The 24445-nt window shown below is 38.3% G+C and carries 22 protein-coding genes and 1 tRNA gene; 12 read left to right on the forward strand and 11 right to left on the reverse strand.

What is annotated here, in order from left to right; translation table 11 throughout:
- Positions 1-7: 7 nt before the first annotated feature.
- The 4 genes from PR683_RS08085 to PR683_RS08100 are packed head-to-tail and all read right to left on the reverse strand — an operon-like array spanning position 8 to position 4022.
- Entirely contained in the window at positions 8-1192 is a 1185-nt protein-coding gene (locus PR683_RS08085; protein WP_117162574.1) for an MFS transporter, read from the reverse strand.
- A gap of 51 nt (positions 1193-1243) precedes the next feature.
- Complete coding sequence (locus PR683_RS08090; protein WP_272571196.1) at positions 1244-2008, reverse strand: helix-turn-helix transcriptional regulator; 765 nt, start codon at positions 2006-2008, stop codon at positions 1244-1246.
- Between the two features lie 15 nt (positions 2009-2023).
- The gene (locus PR683_RS08095) at positions 2024-3217 is read right to left on the reverse strand and encodes an MFS transporter (RefSeq protein ID WP_164529181.1); all 1194 of its coding nucleotides are present in this window, start codon (positions 3215-3217) and stop codon (positions 2024-2026) included.
- Positions 3218-3260: 43 nt separating this feature from the next.
- Positions 3261-4022, reverse strand: coding sequence for a hypothetical protein (locus PR683_RS08100; RefSeq protein ID WP_109911642.1), 762 nt, complete (start codon positions 4020-4022; stop codon positions 3261-3263).
- A 206-nt stretch (positions 4023-4228) separates the two neighbouring features.
- Between PR683_RS08100 and PR683_RS08105 the strand changes: the two genes are divergently transcribed.
- The gene (locus tag PR683_RS08105; RefSeq protein ID WP_004908101.1) at positions 4229-4438 is read left to right on the forward strand and encodes a helix-turn-helix domain-containing protein; all 210 of its coding nucleotides are present in this window, start codon (positions 4229-4231) and stop codon (positions 4436-4438) included.
- Between the two features lie 111 nt (positions 4439-4549).
- On the opposite strand, the gene sugE is transcribed toward PR683_RS08105, so the two are convergent.
- The gene (sugE, locus tag PR683_RS08110; RefSeq protein ID WP_123382250.1) at positions 4550-4864 is read right to left on the reverse strand and encodes a quaternary ammonium compound efflux SMR transporter SugE; all 315 of its coding nucleotides are present in this window, start codon (positions 4862-4864) and stop codon (positions 4550-4552) included.
- A 269-nt stretch (positions 4865-5133) separates the two neighbouring features.
- Between sugE and PR683_RS08115 the strand changes: the two genes are divergently transcribed.
- The 3 genes from PR683_RS08115 (at position 5134) to PR683_RS08125 (ending at position 8921) form a co-directional block, all read left to right on the forward strand.
- The gene (locus PR683_RS08115) at positions 5134-6042 is read left to right on the forward strand and encodes an EamA family transporter (protein WP_123382249.1); all 909 of its coding nucleotides are present in this window, start codon (positions 5134-5136) and stop codon (positions 6040-6042) included.
- 339 nt (positions 6043-6381) lie between these two features.
- Positions 6382-8475 carry a pyruvate/proton symporter CstA gene (gene cstA / locus PR683_RS08120; protein ID WP_004908095.1) on the forward strand — a complete coding sequence of 698 codons (2094 nt, stop codon included), beginning with the start codon at positions 6382-6384 and terminating at the stop codon, positions 8473-8475.
- A 248-nt stretch (positions 8476-8723) separates the two neighbouring features.
- On the forward strand, positions 8724-8921 hold the full coding sequence (locus PR683_RS08125) for a YbdD/YjiX family protein (protein WP_004908094.1): 198 nt from the start codon (positions 8724-8726) through the stop codon (positions 8919-8921).
- Positions 8922-8999: 78 nt separating this feature from the next.
- Here PR683_RS08125 and efp read toward each other — a convergent pair whose 3' ends face one another.
- Positions 9000-9566, reverse strand: a complete 567-nt coding sequence (gene efp / locus PR683_RS08130) for an elongation factor P (RefSeq protein ID WP_004258667.1) — start codon at positions 9564-9566, stop codon at positions 9000-9002.
- A 43-nt stretch (positions 9567-9609) separates the two neighbouring features.
- Between efp and epmB the strand changes: the two genes are divergently transcribed.
- Positions 9610-10638, forward strand: coding sequence for an EF-P beta-lysylation protein EpmB (gene epmB / locus PR683_RS08135; RefSeq protein WP_004908091.1), 1029 nt, complete (start codon positions 9610-9612; stop codon positions 10636-10638).
- Positions 10639-10682: 44 nt separating this feature from the next.
- Here epmB and PR683_RS08140 read toward each other — a convergent pair whose 3' ends face one another.
- The 4 genes from PR683_RS08140 to PR683_RS08155 form a co-directional block, all read right to left on the reverse strand.
- Positions 10683-11027, reverse strand: coding sequence for a DUF4156 domain-containing protein (locus PR683_RS08140; RefSeq protein ID WP_004908089.1), 345 nt, complete (start codon positions 11025-11027; stop codon positions 10683-10685).
- A gap of 418 nt (positions 11028-11445) precedes the next feature.
- Positions 11446-13089: a chaperonin GroEL gene (groL, locus tag PR683_RS08145; RefSeq protein WP_109911639.1), complete on the reverse strand. Its 1644-nt coding sequence runs from the start codon at positions 13087-13089 to the stop codon at positions 11446-11448.
- 51 nt (positions 13090-13140) lie between these two features.
- A complete protein-coding gene (locus tag PR683_RS08150) occupies positions 13141-13434 on the reverse strand; it encodes a co-chaperone GroES (RefSeq protein WP_004908085.1) in 294 nt (97 codons plus the stop codon).
- Between the two features lie 163 nt (positions 13435-13597).
- Positions 13598-14113, reverse strand: coding sequence for an FxsA family protein (locus PR683_RS08155; protein ID WP_004908083.1), 516 nt, complete (start codon positions 14111-14113; stop codon positions 13598-13600).
- A 436-nt stretch (positions 14114-14549) separates the two neighbouring features.
- On the opposite strand from PR683_RS08155, the gene aspA reads away from it, so the two are divergent.
- The 7 genes from aspA (at position 14550) to PR683_RS08190 (ending at position 23781) form a co-directional block, all read left to right on the forward strand.
- Positions 14550-15974 carry an aspartate ammonia-lyase gene (gene aspA, locus PR683_RS08160; protein WP_004908081.1) on the forward strand — a complete coding sequence of 475 codons (1425 nt, stop codon included), beginning with the start codon at positions 14550-14552 and terminating at the stop codon, positions 15972-15974.
- A gap of 144 nt (positions 15975-16118) precedes the next feature.
- Positions 16119-17441 (forward strand): anaerobic C4-dicarboxylate transporter, encoded by a 1323-nt coding sequence (locus PR683_RS08165; RefSeq protein ID WP_004258703.1) that lies wholly within the window; start codon positions 16119-16121, stop codon positions 17439-17441.
- Between the two features lie 634 nt (positions 17442-18075).
- Positions 18076-18369, forward strand: a complete 294-nt coding sequence (locus PR683_RS08170; protein ID WP_004908080.1) for a helix-turn-helix domain-containing protein — start codon at positions 18076-18078, stop codon at positions 18367-18369.
- Between the two features lie 220 nt (positions 18370-18589).
- A complete protein-coding gene (gene dicD / locus PR683_RS08175; protein WP_411268619.1) occupies positions 18590-19162 on the forward strand; it encodes a division control transcriptional repressor DicD in 573 nt (190 codons plus the stop codon).
- Positions 19163-19288: 126 nt separating this feature from the next.
- A tRNA-Phe gene (locus tag PR683_RS08180) sits at positions 19289-19364 on the forward strand.
- 781 nt (positions 19365-20145) lie between these two features.
- Positions 20146-20487 carry a helix-turn-helix domain-containing protein gene (locus PR683_RS08185; RefSeq protein WP_109912631.1) on the forward strand — a complete coding sequence of 114 codons (342 nt, stop codon included), beginning with the start codon at positions 20146-20148 and terminating at the stop codon, positions 20485-20487.
- A gap of 90 nt (positions 20488-20577) precedes the next feature.
- Positions 20578-23781 carry an ATP-binding protein gene (locus PR683_RS08190; RefSeq protein ID WP_226538027.1) on the forward strand — a complete coding sequence of 1068 codons (3204 nt, stop codon included), beginning with the start codon at positions 20578-20580 and terminating at the stop codon, positions 23779-23781.
- Here PR683_RS08190 and PR683_RS08195 read toward each other — a convergent pair.
- Complete coding sequence (locus PR683_RS08195; RefSeq protein WP_110731653.1) at positions 23759-24412, reverse strand: response regulator transcription factor; 654 nt, start codon at positions 24410-24412, stop codon at positions 23759-23761. The two genes, PR683_RS08190 and PR683_RS08195, sit on opposite strands and share 23 nt — an antisense overlap.
- Between the last annotated feature and the right edge of the window lie 33 nt (positions 24413-24445).

Consider the following 24445-nt stretch of genomic DNA (forward strand, 5'->3'; position numbering starts at 1 on the left):
GTTAACACTAAGCAGGGTTTGGTTTTGGCAAACAAGCAGATACAAAGTAAAAAAGCCCACAAACCGCAATAAATAGCCCAACATAACCTAGGTTAAAGTGACCTAAATAACTGACAATCAGAGGGGTGATCCCACCGATAGAGGCAGCTGCGCTATTATAACCAACACCTAATATTGTTGCCTGCCCATTAGATTTGCCCATCAGTACCGCTGATAAATTACACAATATCATCGCTGAGTATGCGGACATAACAACTTGAGTAAAAAAGACTAGAAGCAAACTATCTATTTGTAATAAAAAATAAAGTGGCGCTGAAAACAACACCATCCCTTTAACGCCCATATCAAAAACAGATTTAGCCGAACTATACTTGTCTGTTAGCCAACCGCATATCATCATAAAAACTAGCAATAAACCGGATGAAAATATTTCATAATAATTTTTTATCTCATCTATCTTTAATTGTTGAATAATTAGTGAGGTTGACAAACTTTGAGAGTAAAAAGTGACAGTACCTGGAATGGTAAATAAGAACACCCAAAATACATGATACCAACTAAATATCGCTTTTTTATCTAACTCATTTTTATAATTAGGTAATTTAGCTCTAAACCAAAAGCTAATAAAAATATTAACCAAACCAATTAACAATGGAATTCTCCATCCAATTGACTGCATAGTATCTTCAGATAACGTATTCTTTAGTATGAAAACGATAGCTAATGATGCAATGACTCCACACAAAGAACTACCAACAATAATTGACGAAACTCTAGATCGAATATTTCCATCTAAATCCTTAAATAAATATGTAATTAGAGAAGGAAATTCACCTGCGAAGCTAAAAGAAAGAGCCAATTGTAAAATTAATATCACTAATGGCGTATAGTTCCCTAATAATTCAATGGGTAACAGTGCCATCATTAATGTTGCCGTACCGGTTATCAAGCTTGTTAATACTAGGGCTGACTTTTTTCCTACCGTATCAGCATAGCGACCGATAACATATCCGCCTAAAGGGCGGATTAAAAAACGTAATGCAAAGATACCCCATACTATTTCTGTCGCTTGAAAATAACCTAATTTAGTTAATTCAATACTTAAATAAGTAGATATAGCTGCAAAAACTGCAATATCATAGTATTCCAAAGCATTACCAGCAACTGCACCAAATCTAAATTTCCATTTCATTTTTGTCCCTTTTCTATTAATGACTTTCCTTGTAGCAAAATATTCTGGCCTTCAGGGATAACTAGCCAAAGACTCCAAACAAGCAAGGGTAATGCCATTTTCTTTTAATGCCTGAAATAAACCGCTAGGTGAAGTATAAGAGCAACCTAATTTTTCCTTAATACGTTGAATACGTTTATTTTCAGTCGCTTCCGAACAACCTTGGATATAACTAATTTCCTTTACCCGGCAATGTGATAATAGTAATCGGATAGTCATCATTTCTTTACGGGTAAAACGAATATTACCAAAACGCATGTAGTGGTGAGCATCTAAAATATCTCGGTTATTATCTTCAATTTTTTGAGATAAGCTTATGTCAGCCCTAAGTGGTAAAATAATATTTTCATTATCTTTCCAGGCATGTTGGGAGTAATCAGAAATAACTGCTCTTAATTTATAGAGTTCTAATAATTCATTACTTGTAAATTTTTTCCTTGAATTTATTGAGGTAATTTCATATATACCACCATATTGGGTACAAAAATCCACCTTCATTTCTTTCTTATCTGTTTTAGATAATGTTTTTTGGAATGCGGCAGAGTAATTATTCCAATATTGAATACCGGGGGTTAATCGTTCCTTTACTTTTTTATCTAGGTCATCATCCCAAAACATTAAAACCCACTCATAGTGATTTGAAATAACTTTTACCACGTTATTTGTTACATCCACTCTACTGTAAGTCACATCCATATCATTCCAATCGAAATATTTTAAAAACTTATCACCAAAACCAGAACAAGACAGTTCTAAGTGTTTATTTTCAATATTCATACATCCCCCTTAAATTTAAGCAGTTAATAACCTTTGTTTTTTATTCAATAAAAATGACGCAAATAGCGTTAACGAGCTCAATGAAACAAAAACACCCACCAAGGAAACATCAATGAGGACTAAGTAATTGATAATTAATGGCGTTAACCCACCTATAATCGTCGATGCAAGGTTATACCCCATACTTAACGTCGTAACTTGCCCATTGGCTGGTTTTGCCATCGCATAATTCCAATTGCATAACACCATCGCTGAAATAATAATAATTGACGATTGGGAGATAAGTACTAATGATAAAACCTTAGTAGACATTAGGTAATAAATAGGAATTGATAATATCGCAGCGAGCTTTACCCCTAAGTTAAACACCCGCTCAGAGTAGCTGTATTTATCTGTTAGCCAACCAACTATTGCCATTAAAACCAATAATAACGTTGATGATATCATTGAATATATGCTTTTAAATTCTTCTAGTTCTAGCTCCTTAAGTAAAAACGAAGATGAAAAATTTAAGGTATAAAAAATAACCGAACCAGGAATAACAACCAGTAAGATATTAAATGCCTTAAGCCAATCTATTTTCTGGCGCCCATCATATTCAATGGGTTGGTCTGGTAAGCGATAGCGAAACCAGAAACAGATCAGTATATTACCTAAACCTAATAGCAGTGGTATTCTCCATCCCACTCTTTGCATGGTTTCAGGGGGTAATATATTTTCAAGAATTAACACAATTCCTAACGAGCCAATAACGCCAACAACCGCACTTCCAGTTAACAACGCTGAAACTCGACCTCGTTCTTGGGGTTTAGAATCTTTATATAAATAGGTAGACAGTGATGGGCTTTCACCCGCAAAACTAAAAGATAGCAACATTTGAAGAAATAGGATGGCTAAAGGTGTATATATCCCTAATAATTCAATAGGCAGAAATGCCATACACAATGTGGCACTACCGGTAAGAATGCTGACCAAAATCATTGCCGGTTTTTTACCGACTTTATCCGCATAACGGCCAATTACATACCCCCCTAATGGCCGAATAAGAAAACGTAAAGCAAAAATCCCCCACACCAGCTCCGTTGCTTGCTGATAACCTAGGCGGGTTAATTCTGCACTTAAATATGATGAAATTGCAGCAAAAATTGCAACATCATAAAATTCTAAGGTATGCCCTGCGACAGCACCAAAACGTAATTTCCATTTCATAAAATGATCCCATGTCCCTATAGAAAACCAATAGTTAAATTAATTAATTAATAGGCATTAATTTTTCTAAACTTGTTAATGTAATGCCGTGACCTTCCATTACCGAAAAGCATTCCTTTTGAGAGACCATTTCACAGTTTAATTTTTTCTTGATGTTTTTAACTCTTATATATTCCACCTCTTCCGAACAGCCTTGAATACGGCTAATTTCCTTGATATTTCGGTGGGAAAGCAACAAGCGGATGGTTAATGCTTCTTTGTTTGAAAATGATAACTGACCAAAACGTATAAAATTAGGGGTTTCCTTACTTCTACAAATAATAGGTACAGGTTCATCTAATTCAATTTTTTGGCGTAACGGTAATGCCACCGTTTTATTTTCAGACCATTTTTCATATGCATAATCAGAAACTATTGAACGCCATTGATATAATGAAAGTAAGTACTCATATGAGACTTTATGGTTTCCATTGAGTGAAAATATCTCAAATAAATTATTGTACCTATTACAAATATCAATTTTTTTATTTCCTTTATCGAGTTTGGTTAATATTTTCTGGTATGCATCTGAATAATTACTCCAATATTGTACCCCAGAGAATAACCGTTCTTTTAATGATAAATCCATATCATGATGCCAATAAATTAACTGCCACTCATAATTACTAGATAATGTGTATATCTTTTCCTCATCAACATTAATAATCGTATAATGGATATCAATATCATTCCAATTAAAATAATTGCAAAGATCTAACTTTACTCTAGTGCTTATTTTTTCCATCTTATTGTTTTCTATATCCATAAAAATCACCTTATAGTTATTTAAATAAAAATAAAGATAATAAAAGCGTTTAACCCATATCTTTAGCACATAAAAATAAATATTCAAAGACCGAAATTTAAAGGGATTTAAAATTAAGAATTATTTTTTTATCTTGATATCTAAATTTAGTTCCAGCTAACTTAAATAATTTCAATTATATTTATATATTCACTATTGGAGATCGTATGAAACAAGATTGGCACTCGGCTGATATTATTGCAGCGATAAAGAAAAAAGGTTCTTCTCTTTCACAAATATCACGTTCAGCAGGGTTAAACTCATCAACATTAAATAACGCCTTGTCAAGACGTTGGCCTAAAGGAGAGCGTATTATTGCCGAGTTTTTGGGTGTTGCACCATCTGAAATTTGGCCATCGCGTTATAACGAAAAATAACATAAGAATAGTTTTCTTTATGCCAATAAAATATCAAGAAGATAAAGCGGGTAAATTTCTCTGTCGCCCGCTTATTATTCATTTTTAATTAAATAATAATTAATTTGAAAATTAACTTGATACTTTTAAACCAATTAACCCGGTAATAATCAAAGCAAGGCTTAACAAGCGGAACATATTTGCTGACTCACCAAGGAAAATAATCCCAACAATTGCTGTGCCCACAGCCCCAATCCCCGTCCAAATGGCATAAGCCGTGCCGACCGGTAAATCACGCATGGCGTAGGCTAATAGCCCCATACTCGCAATAATGGCGATAATGGTAATAATACTCGGCGTTAAACGGGTTAAGCCATGGCTATATTTTAGCCCTACAGCCCATACCACTTCTAATAAACCTGCAAATAAAAGGACGATCCAAGCCATGATTGCTTGCTCCCGTTAATTACTCGGGGTCGTCCCCATATTTAAATGACGTTGATTCAGGCCGTCCTGAATACGTATGATGTATGAATACATTATAAATATTCACAGACCCAGACTCAAGCAACGAAAAATAACAAATAAGCGCAAATCAACCATAAAACTTAACCTTTTTATACCGTTTTTTATTATTAAGCATCATAACCATCGCACTCAAAATTATACACATGTAAAGTAGATGTCTAATCTGGCAAGTTCATCGAGAAAATAGCATGAGTCTCAGAGACATCTTACTCGCCCTTTGTGTAGTCGTAATTTGGGGGGTTAACTTCGTTATCATTAAACTCGGCGTTACCGCACTTCCGCCGTTATTATTAGGCGCATTACGTTTCATGTTTGTAGCCTTTCCTGCTATTTTTATTTTCAAGCGCCCCAAAATTCCGTTCAAATTATTGCTTCTCTATGGGCTCACCATCAGCTTTGGTCAATTTGCCTTCTTATTTTGCGCGATTAGAGTGGGGATGCCAGCGGGGATTACCTCTGTTATCTTGCAATCTCAGGCCTTTTTTACCTTATTGCTCGGCGCAATGATTTTAAAAGAATCATTACAACCAACCCATTTTATTGGCATGTTTATCGCGATTGCAGGGCTAACGGTTTTAGCCAATGGCGCCACCGTCGGTGGGCTAGATGATATTCCATTACTCGGGTTAGTATTTACTTTAATTGCTGGTTTATCATGGGCTTGCGGCAACATTACCAATAGAATCATAATGAAACAGGAAGGTGCTGAGAAATGCAGTGCCCTATCATTGGTCAGTTGGAGCGCGCTGATCCCAATCATTCCCTTTTTGATTAGTTCATGGGTTTTAGAAGGTGAAGAAGCCATTGTTGAAGGGCTATCAGGCTTTAATTGGTCAGTCTTTGGTGTCATTATCTATTTAGCTTATTTATCAACATTTGTCGGCTATGGGCTTTGGGGAGTCCTGCTCGGCCGTTATGAAGCTTGGCGTGTTGCTCCTTTTTCATTGTTGGTTCCAGTCTTTGGTTTAAGCAGCAGTGCTTTATTCCTTGGAGAGCATATAAATGGCGTACAAGTTGCTGGCCTCGTTTTGATCATGTTTGGCCTAATTACCACGCTTTTTGGTAAAAAAATAATCCAACAATTAAGACGAGCCTAGTTAACTAATTAATAGTCGGGAGTTTTTTAGCTTCCGATTATTTTCTTTTCTTTAACCATTCTCGTATCAACAAAAACATCATAACAGACATTATCACTAAAAAACATCAAAAACCCAGATAAAAAACCAATTCATCAAATAATCGCTAGCTCAAAACCAGATAAAATCCAATAAATAATCCTAAATTAGTGATACTGACAACAATTATTAAATTTATCTCAAATTTCAATTAGGTGTCTCGTTTTAGCTACTTTTTCTTTAACTTAACTATGGCTATATCTTCCTCAGTTTCACTTAAATAAATAACAAATATCATTCATTGAACAGATGGGGATGGCTATGGGTAAACAATTTATTTGGATTGTGCTCGCTCTGCTCGGTGCTTTTTCACTTGGCTACATCGCTTTATATCGTGGCGAACAAATCAATGCCTTGTGGATCGTTGTCGCTGCCGTATGTATTTATCTGATTGCATACCGCTATTACGGGCTTTTTATTGCTAAAAAAGTACTCCAAGTCGATGCAACTCGAATGACGCCTGCAATTCGTCATAATGATGGCTTAGATTACGTACCAACAGATAAAAAAGTATTATTTGGTCACCATTTTGCCGCTATCGCAGGCGCCGGCCCACTGGTTGGCCCTGTTCTTGCCGCGCAAATGGGCTATTTACCCGGTATGCTGTGGCTACTCGCTGGGGTTGTGCTAGCTGGTGCCGTACAAGATTTTATGGTGCTGTTTGTCTCAACACGTCGAGATGGCCGCTCACTGGGTGAATTAGTCAAAGAAGAAATGGGCAATACCGCAGGGGTGCTGGCTTTAATCGCTTGTTTTATGATTATGGTAATCATCTTAGCCGTACTTGCCATGATTGTCGTAAAAGCCCTCACTCATAGCCCATGGGGAACTTATACGGTTGCCTTTACTATTCCTTTAGCGATTTTTATGGGTATTTATACCCGTTATATCCGCCCAGGACGCATTGGTGAAGTTTCTATTATTGGGCTAGTTTTTCTTGTATTTGCAATTATCTCAGGGGGTTGGGTTGCTGAAAGCGAAACTTGGGCACCTTACTTTGACTATACAGGTGTTCAACTCACTTGGATGTTAGTCGGTTATGGCTTTGTTGCTGCCGTTTTGCCAGTTTGGCTATTACTCGCTCCCCGCGACTACCTATCAACCTTCTTAAAAATCGGGACTATCATTGGATTGGCAATTGGTATTTTAATTCTCAATCCAAACTTACAGATGCCATCGTTAACGAAATATATTGATGGTACAGGCCCAGTTTGGGCAGGTGATTTGTTTCCATTCTTATTTATTACGATTGCTTGTGGCGCCGTTTCTGGCTTCCATGCACTGATTTCATCAGGCACCACACCAAAAATGTTGGCTAATGAAAACCAAGCTTGCTTTATTGGTTATGGTGGCATGTTAATGGAATCTTTCGTAGCAATTATGGCATTGGTTGCCGCTTGTGTGATTGACCCGGGTGTTTATTTTGCCATGAATAGTCCCATGGCGATGTTAGCTCCCGCAGGTACGCAAGATGTGGTCGCCTCTGCGGCCCAAGTTGTCAGTAGTTGGGGCTTCCAAATCACTCCTGAGCAGCTCAACAGCATTGCGAATGACGTGGGTGAAACCAGTATTATTTCACGGGCAGGCGGTGCGCCAACACTGGCAGTTGGGATGGCGTATATTCTTCACGGTGCGCTTGGCGGCTTGATGAATGTGGCATTCTGGTACCACTTTGCCATATTATTTGAAGCATTATTTATTTTAACCGCGGTGGATGCAGGAACCCGAGCAGCACGTTTTATGCTACAAGATTTACTGGGAGTGGTGTCTCCATCTTTGAAACGTACGGATTCGCTACCCGCCAACTTGATAGCAACTGCACTGTGTGTGCTAGCTTGGGGTTATTTCCTCCACCAAGGCGTTGTCGACCCACTTGGTGGTATTAACACCTTGTGGCCATTGTTTGGTATCGCGAACCAAATGTTAGCAGGTATGGCATTAATGCTGTGTGCTGTGGTACTGTTCAAAATGAAGCGCCAAAGATATGCATGGGTCGCTTTAGTACCAACAGCATGGCTGTTAATCTGCACGATGACTGCAGGCTGGGAAAAAACCTTCAGTGAAGATGCCCGCGTCGGTTTCTTAGCTGTAGCAAATAAATTCCAAGCGATGATTGATAGCGGCAATATTCCTGTTCAATATACAGAGTCTCAATTAACTCAGTTAATTTTCAATAACCGCTTAGATGCAGGGTTAACTATTTTCTTTATGATTGTCGTGGTATTACTGGCTCTATTCTCCATCCGCACCGCGTTGAAGGCATTAAAATCTGACCAACCAACTGCGAATGAAGTACCATATGAACCCATGCCAGCCAACTATGAAGAAATCGTGGCAAATACCCGCCATCATTGATTTTCGCGGAAAAGCTTGTCACTGTTTAGGACATATACTCTTTCTCCAAAATAATTCACGTTGGAGCAAGGCGGCAAAGAAGATAATCCCTAGGAGCATACTCCAGTATGTGACTAGGGTTAGCGAATGAAGCCAACGCAGCAACAGCGTGAAGTATGAAGGAGAAAATAGGAGCATACATAACAGTATGTGACTAGGGTTAACAAGTGAAGCCAACACCGCTACAACACAAAATATGACGAGGATTTATGTTTGGAGAACTGGGAAAAGCGGCCCGCTACCTAGGCCAAGCGGCAAAAATGATGGTTGGCGTTCCCGATTACGACAACTATGTCGCTCATATGCAAAGAACACACCCTGACCAAACGCCTATGACCTATGAAGAATTTTTCAAAGAGCGTCAAGACGCACGTTACGGTGGCAAAGGTGGGTTTAAGTGCTGTTAATCACTTAAAATAGACAAAAAAAGCCGTGGTCGAGTACCACGGCTTTTTATTTTTAACGATTCAGTATAGGATCAACCGTTATTTTACGCGTGAAACATACTCACCTGAACGAGTATCAACACGGATAACTTCACCGATCTGAACAAACAGAGGAACCTTAACCACTGCGCCAGTGCTCAGTGTTGCAGGTTTACCACCTGTACCTGCGGTATCCCCTTTCAGGCCTGGGTCAGTATCAGTAATTTCTAACTCAACAAAGTTAGGTGGAGTTACCGCGATAGGACGGCCGTCCCACAGTGTTAAAATACATTCTGCTTGGTCAACTAACCATTTCGCGTTATCGCCAACGGTTTTTTCGTCCGCTGCTAACTGTTCAAAAGTTTCGTTGTTCATGAAATGCCAGAACTCACCGTCGTTGTATAGGTAAGTTAAGTTCATATCCATGACATCTGCACCTTCAACAGAGTCAGTAGACTTAAATGTTTTTTCCAACAGTTTGTTAGAAATCAGTTTACGGATACGCACACGTGCGAATGCTTGACCTTTACCCGGTTTGACGAATTCACTTTCTAAAACGACACAAGGCTCGCCATCTAACATGATTTTAAGACCTGAGCGGAATTCATTGGTACTATAAGTAGCCATGGTGATCCTCTAATTTATAAACTAAAAATGGCATAGCCAAAAAATGGTCGATATTGTAACTCAAAATACCTCATCCAGAGAAGTCTGGATACAACAACTTGCTGAAGCAATCACTAATCCAGATGAATTGCTGCAAATACTTAACCTAGAAAATCATCTTTTATCGAAAGAAGGCAGTGAGGCACGTAAATTATTTCCTTTACGCGTTCCAGTGCCCTTTATTTCCCGCATGAAAAAAGGTGATCCACTAGACCCTCTGCTATTGCAGGTATTAACTGCAAAAGCAGAGTTTGATATACATCCAGGTTTTTCTACTGACCCACTAGAAGAGCAGGATAATGAAATTCCAAGTTTACTGCATAAATACCACAACCGCGCATTACTGCTGGTAAAAGGTGGCTGCGCAGTCAACTGTCGCTACTGTTTTCGCCGGCATTTTCCTTACGAAGACAACAAAGGAAATAAAAATAACTGGTTGATGGCTGTGGATTATATAAAAAACCACACCGAACTCAATGAAATCATCTTCTCAGGTGGTGATCCGTTGATGGCAAAAGACCATGAACTTGATTGGCTCATCAGCCAATTAGAGGCGATTCCTCATATAAAACGCCTTAGAATTCATACTCGTTTGCCTGTGGTGATACCAGAACGCATTACAGATACGCTCTGTAAACGTCTTGCTAGCTCTAGGTTACAGGTCATTATGGTTACACACGTTAATCATGCTAACGAAATTGACGAGCCATTCACCAAGGCAATACAAAAACTAAAACTATCAGGTGTGACATTATTAAACCAAAGCGTATTACTGCGCCAAGTTAATGACAACGTGACGGCTCTGATGAATTTAAGTAATGCCTTATTTGATGCAGGTATTTTACCTTATTACTTACATGTATTAGATAAAGTTCAAGGCGCTGCGCACTTTTTAGTGAGTGATACCGAAGCTAGACAATTGATACAGCAATTACTGAGTAAGGTCTCTGGGTACCTTGTACCTAAGCTCGCTCGGGAAATAGGGGGAGAGCCAAGTAAAACACTGCTTGACCTTAACTTAAGACAGAACTAGAAAGCAAAACGCCCAAACAATTATTTGGGCGCTATGAATTCATTTTAGGGGCACTTATAAACTTGGCCAACCATTTTGCTATCTAATGGAATGAAGCTAGATAACACGGTTTCACTTGGACTTGATGCACCAAAAATCACGTTACCGCCCATCGCCGCTGCTTTATTACGTAAATCATTTGCTGCGCTGCGCATTGAGCTAGATTCATTGTTGACACCACTCAACCAGTTGCTTTGAGTCCCTGCAACCTGACCGAGAAGTTGGCAATCACTTCCAGGTTGATTCTCAACAAAACGAACTTGTGAGCCTGCCGCAGTCAAATTAGTTGTTGTTGAACAACCTGCTAAAAGCAATAATGCAGCAGCACCAAGCAAGACTTTAATTCGCATGTTTTCCCTCATTTTTCATTGTGTTTTTGCAGCTGGTTTGAAAATCTCTTTAGTTCCAATAGCCTACTAATTGAAATATCTAGGAGGTGATTAACATACAGCGTCATAATTGCCGCACATCACCAGCCGAATAGAGTCTACCACAAATTAATCAAGAACCTGCTCTATTCTTTGCTAATTCAAACCACTTACCTTACGTTAAATATAACCTGCGAAGCAACATTGACGCAAAAATAAATCATATAACGCATTAATTGTATCTTGTTTTGATATATTACCTTCATCAATAATTAATGGTTATTTATTAATTAAAAATCAATAAAAAAACCGGCACCGCTAGAAATATAACGATGCCGGTCTTATGGTGGGTAGCCCTAACCTAGTTAGTAACTACTTGAGCTTGATGTCGCCAACTGGCTTACATCATACCGCCCATTCCACCCATGCCGCCCATACCAGCAGCACCTAAGTCAGGTGCATCTGATTTTGGCAGATCAGTGATCATCGCTTCAGTTGTGATCATCAGACCTGCGATAGACGCTGCGAATTGCAGAGCAGAACGCGTTACTTTAGTTGGGTCTAAGATACCCATGTCGATCATATCGCCATAAGTGTCAGTCGCCGCGTTGTAACCTTCGTTACCTTTTGCTGCTTTCACGTTGTTAACAACAACAGAGGCTTCTTCACCTGCGTTAGTAACGATTTGACGCATTGGCGCTTCCATCGCACGCAGAGCAACACGAATACCTACGTTTTGTTCTTCGTTTTCACCAGTCAGTGCTTCCAGTTTCGCTGCAACGCGAACCAGTGCAGTACCACCACCAGCAACAACACCTTCTTCGACAGCGGCACGAGTTGCATGCAGAGCATCGTCAACACGAGCACGTTTTTCTTTCATTTCAACTTCAGTTGCTGCGCCCACTTTAATTACTGCGACACCGCCTGCTAATTTAGCAACGCGCTCTTGCAGTTTTTCACGGTCGTAATCTGAAGAAGATTCTTCGATTTGTTGACGAATTTGAGTAACACGGTTTGCAATCGCAGACTCTTCACCCACACCATCAATGATAGTGGTTGTGTCTTTGTTGATAACGATACGCTTTGCTTGACCTAAATCTTCTAATGTCGCTTTTTCTAACTCCATACCGATCTCTTCAGAGATAACAGTACCATTGGTCAGAATTGCGATATCTTGTAGCATTGCTTTACGACGGTCACCGAAGCCGGGTGCTTTAACCGCTGCAACTTTAACAATACCACGCATGGTGTTAACAACCAGAGTTGCCAGTGCTTCACCTTCAACATCTTCAGCGATGATTAACAGTGGTTTGCTTGCCTTAGCAACGCCTTCTAATACTGGCAGTAATTCACGGATGTTAGAAACTTTTTTGTCAACTAACAGGATGAATGGGTTTTCTAACTCAACAGCACCAGTTTCTGGTTTGTTGATAAAGTAAGGAGACAGGTAACCGCGGTCAAATTGCATACCTTCAACCACATCCAGCTCGTCTTCCAGACCAGTACCTTCTTCAACCGTGATAACGCCTTCTTTACCGACTTTATCCATCGCTTCCGCAATTAATTTACCCACGGTTTCGTCGGAGTTTGCAGAAATCGTACCAACCTGTGCGATTGATTTAGTGTCTGAACAAGGAACTGACAGTGCTTTCAGTTCTTCAACAGCAGCAACAACTGCTTTGTCGATACCGCGTTTCAGGTCCATTGGATTCATACCCGCAGCAACCGCTTTTAAGCCTTCAGTAATGATAGCTTGAGCTAGTACAGTTGCCGTTGTAGTACCGTCACCTGCAGCGTCGTTAGCTTTAGAAGCAACTTCTTTCACCATTTGTGCGCCCATGTTTTCGAATTTGTCTTCTAATTCGATTTCACGAGCAACTGAAACACCATCTTTGGTGATAACTGGTGAGCCAAAAGATTTATCTAAAACTACGTTACGGCCTTTAGGACCTAAAGTCACTTTTACTGCGTCTGCCAGAACATTCACACCACGAAGCATTTTCGTACGTGCATCACTACCAAATTTAACGTCTTTAGCTGCCATTATCTCTTTCCTTCAAATTCTTTTCGTTCGTTGAGAAGTTTTAAGTGAAAATTACGCTTCAACAATTGCCAGAATGTCACTTTCGGACATAATCAGGACTTCTTCATTGTCGATTTTTTCAGCTTTCACGCCATAACCATCGTTAAAGATTACGATATCGCCAACTTTCACATCCAGTGCTTTGATTTCACCATTTTCGAGGATGCGGCCGTTGCCAACTGCAAGAACTTCACCACGAGTTGATTTGCTTGCAGCAGTACCCGTCAGAACGATCCCGCCTGCAGATTTTGATTCAACTTCTTTACGTTTAACGATAACACGGTCATGCAATGGACGAATTTTCATTAATAGTTCTCCTATAAATAAAGTCCATACTAGGTAAAAGGACGATACCAGCATGTCTTAAATAAACTAGTACCATGTTTGAGCAGATTGGGGCGAAGAAGAGGGACTTCAAGGGGGGAGATAAAAAATTTTTCATTTTTATCTCCCCATAAATAGGATGGTTTTATGGTTTAGGGCGATCGTCTTTATCTGACGAATCTGTTTTATCTGAATTATCGATTGTAAAAGAAGGATCGTCTTGCTTACGTTGGAATTCCCCCTCAAAAGTATCGCCACGTTGAAAGCCGCCATTTCCCGTTTGGTTAAAACCAGCACCTGGTTGGTAGAAACGAATATGAGGAATTAAGCGCATTACAATAAGCTTTTGAATTGGCGGTAGTAATAACAGTAAACCAATAAAATCCGTAAAGAACCCAGGCACAATCAACAAGAAACCCGCTAAGACCAATGCAACGCTCTTGATCATTTCAGCTGCAGGGCTTTCACCTGATGCTAACTTTTGTTGGATTTGCAGTACATTTTTCATGCCTTGATTTTTCACAAGTGACACACCTAAGCAGGATGTCAAAACGACTAAAATTAACGTCATTAAAACACCAACTTCAGATGCAACCCGCACAAAAATGACGGATTCAATGTAAACGAGAATACATATCAGAATGAGTGGTAACCAGCGCACAAGTTCTCCTTTATTTCAATAAGCTATCGATTATTTTACGCCCCTAGGGAAACCTTTGTGAACTGCATCTAAGAGACAACTATCAATATTCGCTTTTTTCTTTAGTATAGCCATAATAATTGGGGCAGATATAACGCTTTTCAACTCACGGATTTTTTTCATTAATGGTACTTATCTGTGATGAATATCACACAACGTGAAATCTGTTGCATAAATCAAACTATATAGTGATCTAGGTTCAAGGCAATAGATGATTAAAAGCATATCATCTACCCATAAATCAGTAGATCATAATGCTGACAACGTAGTAGACGGTGTTAATTGCTTGTAAAGTTTTACTTTGCAATATTAATCACCTGTGAATTTTGTTTTACGAAGTATCGATTTTTAAAGCGCATAAACGGACAGTAACTGTAATCTAATTAAGAAGGTTCTCATGTCAAACAATACTCGTATCGAAGAAGACCTGTTAGGTAAAAAAGAAGTTCCAGCTGATGCCTATTATGGTGTTCATACTCTGCGTGCGATTGAAAACTTTTATATCAGCGACCGCACCATTAACGATGTCCCAGAATTTATTCGTGGCATGGTTATGGTTAAAAAAGCGGCGGCTTTAGCCAACAAAGAACAGCACACTATTCCACGTAATATCGCGGATACCATCATCAAAGCGTGTGACGTTGTTCTAAATGAAGGCAAATGCATGGACCAATTCCCGGTTGACGTATTCCAAGGTGGTGCGGGCACATCACTGAACATGAATACCAACGAGGTTCTAGCAAACATCGGTCTTGAACTGATGGGTCATAAAAAAGGTGAGTATGAATTCTTAAATCCAAATGACCACCTGAACAAAAGTCAATCCACTAACGATGCATACCCTACAGGGTTCCGTATCGCAGTGTATAATTCTATATTGAAGTTAATTGAGTCTGTTGAATACCTGAAAAAAGGCTTTGAAGCTAAAGCTGAAGAATACAAAGACATTCTGAAAATGGGTCGTACCCAGCTGCAGGATGCCGTTCCAATGACTGTCGGCCAAGAATTCCATGCTTTCGCTACTCTCTTAAAAGAAGAAGAGAAAAACTTAAAACGCAGCATTGAATTACTGCTCGAAGTTAACTTGGGCGCAACTGCTATTGGTACAGGCCTGAATACTGCTCCTGGTTACTCAGAACTTGCAGTTAAAAAATTAGCAGAAGTAACTGGTTTACCATGCGTTCCAGCAGAAGACTTAATCGAAGCAACCTCTGACTGTGGTGCTTACATCACTGTTCATGCAGGCTTAAAACGTCTAGCGATGAAACTGTCTAAAATTTGTAACGACTTACGTTTGCTATCTTCAGGTCCTCGTGCTGGCCTTAAAGAAATCAACTTACCTGAGTTACAAGCTGGTTCGTCTATCATGCCAGCAAAAGTTAACCCTGTTATTCCTGAAGTCGTCAACCAAGCATGTTTCAAAGTTATTGGTAATGATATCTGTGTAACGATGGCTGCTGAAGCAGGTCAATTACAATTAAACGTAATGGAACCAGCGATTGGCCAAGCGATGTTCGAGTCTATCTCTCTGATGAGCAACGCATGTCGTAACCTGCAAGAAAAATGCATTAGCGGCATTACTGTGAACAAAGAAATCTGTGAAGCATTTGTATTTAACTCCATCGGTATCGTCACTTATCTGAACCCATTCATTGGTCACCATAATGGTGATATCGTGGGTAAAATCTGTGCTGAAACTGGTAAGAGCGTACGCGAAGTTGTTTTAGAACGCGGTTTACTGACTGAAGCAGAACTGGATGATATTTTCTCTGTTGAGAACTTAAAACACCCAGCTTATAAAGCAAAACGCTTTGATGACTAAAAATTTATGTTTATCATAAATAATACTTAAAAATAAAGGCACGCCTCTCAACAGAAAGCGTGCCTTTTTTGATTAATACACACACAAATAATTAACATAACAGTTTCATAATTTTAATTTTCATTTTGTCGAGGAGTAAACACTATGTTAGCCGTAGAATTTATTATTGTTCTGCTGGCCATCTTTTTGGGGGCCCGTTTAGGTGGGATAGGTATCGGCTTTGCCGGTGGCCTTGGTGTACTGGTACTCGCAGCTATTGGCGTAAAACCAGGAACCATTCCATTTGACGTTATCTCAATTATCATGGCTGTTATTGCCGCTATCTCTGCAATGCAAATTGCTGGAGGTCTGGACTATTTAGTTGCCCAAACCGAAAAATTACTGCGTCGTAATCCTAAGTACATCACCATCCTTGCACCTATTGTTACCTACTTTCTGACACTTTTCGCAGGGACAGGTAATATCTCGTTAGCAACACTGCCTGTTATTGCAGAAGTCGCTAAAGAACAGGGAGTGAAACCTTGTCGTCCATTATCGACTGCGGTCGTTGCAGCACAGATAGGTATTACAGCATCACCAATTTCTGCGGCAGTGGTTTACATGGCATCCGTCATGGAAAATCCAGCAATGGTGGGTGCAGGTAACACAGTCAGCTATATTTCGCTTCTAAGTGTTCTATTACCTGCGACATTCCTTGCTATCATTTTGATGTCATTCATCATCTCTTGGACGTTTAACTCTAAATTATCTGATGACCCTATCTACCAAAAACGTTTAGCTGAAGGTTTAGTTGAACTGCGTGGTAGCCAAGTTAAAGAAATCAAAGCGGGCGCTAAGTCTTCTGTACTGCTGTTCTTGCTTGGGGTTGTTGGCGTTGTCTGCTATGCCATCATTAACAGCCCAAGCTTAGGGATTGTTGAAACACCATTAATGAACACCACAAATGCAATTTTGATTATCATGCTGACTGTGGCGACATTAATCACTATTTTCTGCCGTGTAAATACTGATGCTATCTTGAACTCAAGTACCTTTAAAGCAGGTATGAGCGCATGTATTTGTATTTTAGGTGTGGCTTGGTTAGGTGATACTTTCGTACAGCACAACATTGACTGGATCAAAGAAACTGCGGGTGATTTAATTCATGAACATTCTTGGATGTTAGCAGTTATATTCTTCTTCTGCTCCGCTTTACTATACTCACAAGCCGCAACAGCGAAAGCTCTGATGCCAATGGCATTAGCGCTGAATGTTAGCCCATTAACTGCTATCGCATCATTCTCTGCGGTTTCTGGCCTATTTATTCTGCCTACCTACCCAACACTGGTTGCAGCAGTACAGATGGATGACACAGGGACAACGCGTATTGGCCGATTCGTCTTTAACCACCCATTCTTTATTCCAGGCACTATCGCTGTCGCATTAGCTGTTTCATTCGGCTTCTTATTTGGCGGTATGATCCTATAGTTTATATTAATTAAAATTAATCTTATACAGGCCCGTGCAAATAGCACGGGTTCTTTATACCTACCTATAACATATTATTTTTGTTATCCCATATAAAGTCACGTAGGCAATTATAAAAATACAATAACCATTTAGATAAAAAACTCAAACTATTTTTTAATAATATGCATTTAAATATATTACTTTAGATTATAAACAAATCAAAATAAGAATTTTTCTAATAATATATATTAAGGCTATAAATATAATTGTAACAAATAATGACTACAATTACGCAATAATAAGTTATCTCGTTTTTTCCTTACAATTACCAGGTGGAATATAAATTCAAGAATAAAATAAAAATAAATAAAAATTAGAATAAAGCTCTGATATTTATTCCTGAGCAGGTGGTAATGCTAAGCCATCTTTCTTGACACATGAATTGAAGGCACCAAAGATAGAAATAATCTATCAAAAATTTAAAATCAATCCGCCATAAATATTGGTAATCATTAACTCATCCTTGTTTAATAACACCCGAAAAATCTGATAATGATAATTTAATTACTCGGAGTAATACGAATTAAATATCAAGAACTTTTCAATAGCAAAAATAATTTATTTTAACAAGATTTATATATTTGGAGGAGGTATGCTAAATACTCAACGAAATAAAAACACAAATGTAACCGTTTATATTGGAACCTTTTTAAAGCACCGCAGAAAAGTGGTTGGTTTAACTGGTGCACAATTAGCTTCTCGCCTAAGAATCAGCCAGCAGCAAGTTTCCCGTTATGAAAGAGGTAAAAATGCCATTACTATCCAAGGTCTTTTGGACATTTTACAAGCTCTCGAATTGCGAAAACATGACATCGATGACTTTATGAAAAAAGTCTTTCAGTATTACTATATCGATGCAGCGTTAGAAGCTAAATTGATCAATTAAAGCCCGATATAAACCCATGAAGTTCGTTCCAGGGGGGTTCTTCCCCCTCCTGTGTGCTTAAAACTCCCCACTTTAAAATACCCATTCAATTTCTTATTTGATTTTATTTCACCTCAGAAACGGCGCCTCATGATAGCACTGCAAACCGCTATAATTCACAATTGAACATTGTTATGATGGAGAAAAATCAGACATTATTGTGATGGAGTTAACAATGCCTATCCAACGTGAAATTATTTTAAGTCATGCGTTAAATCAATTGGAAATCCAAGGGTTATCCGCATCTACAGAAAATTTACTCAGCGAAATTGAATCTGATTTCTCTACTATTCGGCAGTTTTGGCCAGACGATGAAGCTCTTGTTTATGATTGCTTGCGCTATCATAGCCAGCAAATTGAAGTATGGCAGCGCCAAACCTTGCTAGATGAATCCCTAAACCCGCAACAAAAATTAATGGCTCGTTACCAACAATTGTCTGAAAAAGTCAGTGAAGGGCGTTTTCCGGGCTGTTTATTCATTTCTGCATGTAATTATTATCCAGATGCAGAACACCCTATCCACCAATTAAGCCGCCTACAAAAAGATAATTCGTTTCATTTCACAAAAAGCCTATTAGATGAGCTAGATATTGAAGACTCGGAATTAGTTGCTAACCAAATGGAATTAGTGCTCGAAGGCTGTTTAAACCGCTTATTAGTACAAAGGGACATTCAAGATGTCGAGATTGCACAACACCTTTCTGAGGATATCCTGACAATCGCACTGTGCCGTAAAAAAGGAGCGTTAAGCTAAAAAACCAATTAACGCATACTAAACACACACCTTTTGTTGAAAAAGAAAACACTCAGTAAAAAAAAGTGTTTTTTTATTAAAAATGCATTGACGCAAACGGCTGAATACGGTTTAATGCGCCCCGTTGCCCGGATAGCTCAGTCGGTAGAGCAGGGGATTGAAAATCCCCGTGTCCTTGGTTCGATTCCGAGTCCGGGCACCACTATTTAAAGAACCCGCCCAAAAGGCGGGTTTTTGCTTTTGTATTTTCAAACACTCATACTTAGCTAACTAGGCTAAAGACACGGAATGGCCTTTACTCTCCTCTAAACACCTATTTCTCTATGCTCTCTGTTTGCAAGCTATGAGTAATAAGCCTATAAACAGAATATAGATATAAAAATAACCACAAGCCAAAGTTAATTAACTTAACTTATGCCAAATAATTAGGGAGGAACAGGAAAAAACCAAACGCTAGGGCTTATAACTAGATTATTATTCTCACCCTTTTCTCATTTCATCCATTAAACGGCCATTAATCACTCTTATTACGTGTATTTGCTGGCCTATTGTCTCATTTAGGAACCTAAAAATAAGTTTTTATATTAATAGTTATTCAAATAAACCATTAAAAAACCATAATATCATTTTTTATTCCCATCTATTGAGCTAAAAAAATAATCAAATACAATATTAAACAATAAATAATAATAATTTGTAATGAGAATGTAACCAAGCCTTAATGCAATAAAGTCAACTAAACCTTACCGAGCAATTCACAGCCAATGCTTAACATACTGTTAAATAATAAAAATAGCTCTCAAAAATAAAAAGAAAAAACTATATGTTTAAAATAAGACTCTGCATATGAATCTGAAATAAGTGACTTAATATTATTTTTAATTAAGGAATACCTTATATTCTAAAATTTTATTTTTGCCATAATTTACTCTTAAAGATAAACATAGTTTTATGAATCAATGATACTAGGGTCAAGTTTCCACATGAAAAAGAAAAAAAATACAACTTATTATATCAGCCAGCTAGTTGGTAAATGCCTACAAGAATACCGACAAGAGTTAGGTGTTAGCGGTGAGAGCATTGCAAAAGAGCTAGGTATTAGCCAACAGCAATTATCCCGTTATGAACGAGGTGAGAATGCATTAACCGTAGATGTATTGTTTAAATTTATTCTTATACTCGGTATTAACTTCCCAGATTTTTACCATAGGCTATTCTATATCGTTAGCCATCATCCGAAACTTTCACACCATATCACTAATTTAAATGGTTTTGGTTGGGAATTAGATGATTTGAAAGACTATTATAATTCAGCAATTGTCTAACCTTTGACATAAAGAAATATTGTTTAATTTGTTTATTTTATATTATTATGAAAATTATGGAGTTTGCCTATAATCGATGAGAACAGCACTATGCCTACCCCTTCTCCGACTGCATTTTCAAGGATAACTCGCACATCAGGACGCACAAACAGCATACTCACTGTCGCCTTCCCTCTGTTGTTTATCCTAATAGCAACATTATTTTGGAGCGCAGAACGCATTGTCCAACAAGAAACTAAGCGGTTAGAAGTCGATTTTAGGTCACTAATAGGCTATATCAATGAGCAAGAGAAATTTTTAAGATCGTTAAATAAGCAAAACCAAGACCTATCAGAGCTAGTTGAAAGCCGAACTTATGCAATACAAGAGCAATCACTACCAACCAAACTATCATTACACCTACTCGAAGGTAAAGAATCTTTAGTCGCAATGCCATTCACGCTAGCTTGTGATAAAAGTTTAGAATGCACCAAAGTGCCCAGCATATTATTTTCTCTGGGGGCTTATTTAGCTGATTATTATTCCACGTTTTGGGGGGGATCCTATTTCCCAGCAGCCGCTGTATTTTTTGTCAATGAGCACGACCAAATTAGTATTAGTGTGCCTTCTGTTGGCACTGTGTTAGGAAATGAATCGATATCTCCAAATTTATATTATTCCGTTATTGATAACGTCAGGAAAAATTTACCTGCTATCCATGCCCAGTTTTCAGAATCGCAACCGACTGACTTAAAACAAATTATTTGGCTACGCCCAGTGCCTTTTGATAATATTCTCATCGGGATTATTCCAGCCGGTTTTGATGAACATTTATGGCAAAATGCTCATATTTCCCCTAAAAATATTTATGCGGTCAGTATGTTAAGCCAAGCTAGGTTAAGTGTGCTGGAACGAATGTTAAACCCCACACTCACACATCAATTTTGGCTAATTCATACAAAATATGGTCAGTTACTTGGCACAACCCAAGCGCCTGAGGAAGAAGCATTAGAAGGTATTTTTTATACCAAAGATGGCCTAGTTCTTAAGCTTTCATCTAAAACTGACGAATGGACTGGATATTATAGAATTAGTTATGCTGCTTTTTTTGAAGACAACCTGTGGTTTCCTATCAGCTTAGTTATTGCACTTTTCTTTAGTTTATTTTGTGGATGGGGATACCACCGCTGGTACCAGCGAAAAATCTTACAACCTGCAATAGACTCCCAACAAGCCATTTTAGAAAATGAAGCATTCAACCAAGCGCTTATCGCAACAACACCTATCGGCTTATGTGTAATAGATAAAGAAACCCAGCAGTTACGCTTCGCGAATGAGTTAGCTCGTTACTGGCTAAAAATAACCAATACAGCACCCCCCCACGACTCAAATGAATATAATGAATTACTCATCAAGGTTCTTTCTGACACAGAACACGTTAAAACAACTTTAAAATCAGGGGAGCATGTCCTCTATGTTGTGAGTACAGCAACTTATTACCAACAGCGTCCTGTTATTTTATGTGCATTTACTGATATTACCATCCAAGCAGAAACTGAAAAACAACTTGATGATGCTAAGCGGCTTGCAGAAGAAGCCAACCGAGCTAAATCAACATTTTTAGCAACAATGAGCCATGAAATACGAACCCCACTTTATGGCCTAATCGGCACGTTAGAATTACTCGCAAATACTTCTCTTTCATCTCAACAAGCTCATTTTATTGAGAGAATATCAACAACGTCCCAATTACTTATGCAATTAATTGGCGATATTTTAGATATTAGTAAAATAGAAGCTAATCAAATTCAAATCCATAATCAGCCATTTGATTTATTAGAGTTAGTACAACAAACTGTTCAACTATATCAAGGTATTGCTCAGCAAAAAGGGTTACTCCTATTTGCTACTATTGACCCAAGTGTACAAGCAAATAGAATTGGTGACTCTGCTAGACTGCAACAAATCTTAGGTAATTTACTCAGTAATGCAATTAAATTTACCCACAAGGGTACGGTTACTATTGAACTTAAAAGAAGTAATAATAATATATTAATACGTGTCAGTGATACCGGTGTTGGAATTAGCCCTGAACAACAAATAAAATTATTTGAGCCATTTTATCAAGCTCATTCAGAAATTCATGCCTATGGCGGTACTGGCTTAGGCCTATTTATTTGCTCTAAACTTATCAAATTGATGGATGGGCAAATAAGCTTACAAAGTGAAACTGGGGTTGGTAGCTCGTTTCTCGTAACACTACCTTTAGCTCTCGATATACAGCAACCACATTGGCTGCCGCTAAAAAACACCAATATATGGTTACAAACCCCAAACCCATTATTGACTGAAAATATAACGCAATGGCTAAAACGGTGGGGGGCTAATGTTTATTTCACAGAAAATAGCCTCCCCATAGATACCTCATCCGTTATTGCTGTCGGCATATTAATTCCATCGTTTCCTCTGCCGACTCATTGGGATGGACAACAATGGGTAAGCCCTGAGATGAATTTTCGACTATCCGAATTAAATCAGCAGTTATTCTTACTACAAAATAATAAAGAACAGTTACCCCTTATTTGTCCAACATCTCGTATACAAACTCATATGCATAAATATCCGCTTCGCGTTTTAATTGCTGAAGATAACCCCATTAACCAAGTTGTTCTACAAGAGCAGCTTGAATTACTCGGTTGTAAGGTATTTATTGCCAATGATGGTGAAGAAGCATTGGTAATTTGGGATAACGAAATTGTCGATATCATCCTTACAGACGTTAATATGCCTTATCGTAATGGTTATGAGCTTGCACAACAGCTACGCAGTGAAGGCGAAACATGTCCAATTATTGGTGTTACTGCGAATGGATTAAAAGAAGAAGAAGAGCGATGTCTAGAATCTGGAATGGATTCATGGCTTGTAAAACCTATAGAGCTAGAAACCTTAATTCAATTATTCAACCGTTTATTCCCGATTTACTCCTCCTCAACTTTAGAAACGGCAACCCTAAAAATGATTAACCCACTAAATGGAGAGGATAGAGAAAAAATTATTCATCATTTTATTACCGATATTGCTCAATTTTGCCGAGCTGTCGAAGATAATAATACTGATGAAATAAAGCAGTTATCCCACCGTATCCGTGGCGCATTAATTAGTGTTGAACAACGTGAATTAGCTAATGAGCTTCGTGAGTTTGAGGCAACATTAGATTCACAGGCATCAACACACATTGATACTCAGGTTAACCAGAATATTTGCAATCAATTAGCTAATTGGATAAAAAAAATCAGTCAAATAAATGGTGTGTAAGGCAATAACTGATTAACGCTTGATTATTATCAACACCCAATTTACGCATTGCGGCATTTTTCTGTAAGCTGATAGTTTTATCACTGCGGTTTAATTGCTTAGCAATATCAACAATAGGCTTACCTTGAACAAAAAGTCGCAATACCTCAAGTTCACGAGGTGATAATGTCTTTACCCTATCATTTAATGTTATCGCATTACGGCTTTTTAATGTCGTTGTCATATCTGCAACAGGAATACGATATTGGCGGCCTTGCCCCGCTAATGTGATAGCCTTCATCAGGTCGCTTAATGGTGCCTCTTTTGACACCACCGCGCTCACCCCTGAATCATATAACATTTGTATAATCATTGGGTTAGAAACCATCGTTAATACAATCACAGCAATATTTGGGTATTGACGACGTAAAAATTGAATATAATTCTGGCCATCGCTAGATTGGGTATTATTAGGCATCATATAATCAGTTACGATCACATCAACCTCATTTTTTTTCAAAAAAGAAAATAGTTCAGCATCCTGAGTGTAGGCACCTAAAATTTCTAAATTCATTGATTGAGAAAGTGTATCTTTCAAACCTGAAAGCACAATGGGATGATCATCAACTAATACTAATTTGAGTTTTTTCATTTAATAATACTCAGCATCAGAATATGTATATTC

It is taken from the genome of Providencia sp. PROV269, assembly GCF_028477785.1.
In the GTDB taxonomy this organism is placed as follows: Bacteria; Pseudomonadota; Gammaproteobacteria; order Enterobacterales; family Enterobacteriaceae; genus Providencia; species Providencia rettgeri.

What these genes read in the sequence shown, in the direction of transcription:
- epmB (WP_004908091.1), top strand. Translation starts at nt 9,610, where the DNA reads ATGGTCGATATTGTAACTCAAAATACCTCATCCAGAGAAGTCTGGATA.
- PR683_RS08150 (WP_004908085.1), bottom strand. Translation starts at nt 13,434, where the DNA reads ATGAAAATTCGTCCATTGCATGACCGTGTTATCGTTAAACGTAAAGAA.
- aspA (WP_004908081.1), top strand. Translation starts at nt 14,550, where the DNA reads ATGTCAAACAATACTCGTATCGAAGAAGACCTGTTAGGTAAAAAAGAA.
- PR683_RS08085 (WP_117162574.1), bottom strand. Translation starts at nt 1,192, where the DNA reads ATGAAATGGAAATTTAGATTTGGTGCAGTTGCTGGTAATGCTTTGGAA.
- PR683_RS08105 (WP_004908101.1), top strand. Translation starts at nt 4,229, where the DNA reads ATGAAACAAGATTGGCACTCGGCTGATATTATTGCAGCGATAAAGAAA.
- PR683_RS08140 (WP_004908089.1), bottom strand. Translation starts at nt 11,027, where the DNA reads ATGCGAATTAAAGTCTTGCTTGGTGCTGCTGCATTATTGCTTTTAGCA.
- PR683_RS08125 (WP_004908094.1), top strand. Translation starts at nt 8,724, where the DNA reads ATGTTTGGAGAACTGGGAAAAGCGGCCCGCTACCTAGGCCAAGCGGCA.
- cstA (WP_004908095.1), top strand. Translation starts at nt 6,382, where the DNA reads ATGGGTAAACAATTTATTTGGATTGTGCTCGCTCTGCTCGGTGCTTTT.
- PR683_RS08115 (WP_123382249.1), top strand. Translation starts at nt 5,134, where the DNA reads ATGAGTCTCAGAGACATCTTACTCGCCCTTTGTGTAGTCGTAATTTGG.
- PR683_RS08090 (WP_272571196.1), bottom strand. Translation starts at nt 2,008, where the DNA reads ATGAATATTGAAAATAAACACTTAGAACTGTCTTGTTCTGGTTTTGGT.
- PR683_RS08195 (WP_110731653.1), bottom strand. Translation starts at nt 24,412, where the DNA reads ATGAAAAAACTCAAATTAGTATTAGTTGATGATCATCCCATTGTGCTT.
- PR683_RS08170 (WP_004908080.1), top strand. Translation starts at nt 18,076, where the DNA reads ATGCTAAATACTCAACGAAATAAAAACACAAATGTAACCGTTTATATT.
- efp (WP_004258667.1), bottom strand. Translation starts at nt 9,566, where the DNA reads ATGGCTACTTATAGTACCAATGAATTCCGCTCAGGTCTTAAAATCATG.
- sugE (WP_123382250.1), bottom strand. Translation starts at nt 4,864, where the DNA reads ATGGCTTGGATCGTCCTTTTATTTGCAGGTTTATTAGAAGTGGTATGG.
- groL (WP_109911639.1), bottom strand. Translation starts at nt 13,089, where the DNA reads ATGGCAGCTAAAGACGTTAAATTTGGTAGTGATGCACGTACGAAAATG.
- PR683_RS08185 (WP_109912631.1), top strand. Translation starts at nt 20,146, where the DNA reads ATGAAAAAGAAAAAAAATACAACTTATTATATCAGCCAGCTAGTTGGT.
- PR683_RS08100 (WP_109911642.1), bottom strand. Translation starts at nt 4,022, where the DNA reads ATGGATATAGAAAACAATAAGATGGAAAAAATAAGCACTAGAGTAAAG.
- PR683_RS08095 (WP_164529181.1), bottom strand. Translation starts at nt 3,217, where the DNA reads ATGAAATGGAAATTACGTTTTGGTGCTGTCGCAGGGCATACCTTAGAA.
- PR683_RS08165 (WP_004258703.1), top strand. Translation starts at nt 16,119, where the DNA reads ATGTTAGCCGTAGAATTTATTATTGTTCTGCTGGCCATCTTTTTGGGG.
- PR683_RS08190 (WP_226538027.1), top strand. Translation starts at nt 20,578, where the DNA reads ATGCCTACCCCTTCTCCGACTGCATTTTCAAGGATAACTCGCACATCA.